The following is a 1015-nucleotide window of genomic DNA, read 5'->3' as shown; positions in this document are numbered from 1 at the left end:
CCGTCACTTGTTTATCAAGTGAATACAATGTCTGAGCAGTATCGAGAGGCATATAAACCAATTGGGAATCCAACTGCTGTAACGGAAAATGCAAAATTCCAGCGACACGATACAACCCCGCAGCCGTCTGACCACGATACCCAGCCCCATACAACACCAACTCATCGCCAATCTTCAAACGAAGATACTGCGCTAAACCGCCACCGACCAAAACCGCATTTTGCCCAGAGGCGATAAACTCACCTCGAACCAGTTTGTCACTAATGTGGGAGTACGCATTTTCCGATTCAGGATCAACGCCTAGAACCATGACACCTTTCGAACGCTCCCCTTTCGCCGCTAAGGCAAAAGATTCAACACGCGGAAGAATGACATCGATATTCGAGTTTGCTTTAGATGCTGAAATAAAGGCATCGGTTTGAGGAAGCACATCATCAATACTAGATGAGTCGCCAAACTCAGGGTTTTGCAATTGAATAAGCCCAGTATAAAACTTTGCTGCGTTTTTGATGTTGGAACTGTAGCTACCTTCTTGGAAGGCTCTGGTGAGTAAGGAAAGAAAAAGCACTAGCGCGAGAGCAGTGGCCGTCAGTAACGTCCGCCTTTTTTGCCGCCATAAATTGCGCCATGCAAGTTTGATGAGCATCCGCTTCTCACCCCTCTCTTTTGTTCGTCTCTACCGCAAGTTAATCACGCAGGGATTTCATTTGCTGCTGCGAGAAAAAGTCATCATTTATATCGAAGTCAAACTGTGCCTGATGCGTGGTAAAAATGGTTTTATTCCCCGGTTTATCGACGGGTTTCATCTCCATTCGCGTCGCTATCTTTCTACCGCCTAACTCTTTAACGTCGTAAGTCGTCAACACATTCACTCGTTCATCGAACTCATCATAAAATTCCACTTTGCGTTGCAAATACGTCGACTGAGAAATCCACAACGTAACTTTGTTCCAAACAACAGGCGCATCAGGTTTAGCCGTCGCTTCGATGACCCAGACTTTATCCCCCTCAAAGC

At 46.1% G+C, this 1015-nt stretch carries 2 protein-coding genes; both read right to left on the bottom strand.

From position 1 onward, the window contains the following. Positions 1-646 (bottom strand): ABC transporter permease (locus R7D93_RS26220; protein WP_411976827.1); only part of this gene is annotated, 646 nt, incomplete at its 3' end. A gap of 40 nt (positions 647-686) precedes the next feature. Then, positions 687-1015: outer membrane lipoprotein-sorting protein (locus R7D93_RS26215; RefSeq protein WP_318129673.1), on the bottom strand; the 329-nt coding region annotated here is incomplete at its 5' end.

The sequence above is a fragment of the Vibrio sp. YT-15 genome (genome assembly GCF_033337445.1).
In the GTDB taxonomy this organism is placed as follows: domain Bacteria; phylum Pseudomonadota; class Gammaproteobacteria; order Enterobacterales; family Vibrionaceae; genus Vibrio; species Vibrio alginolyticus.
This window is presented reverse-complemented; position numbering and strand designations above follow the sequence as displayed.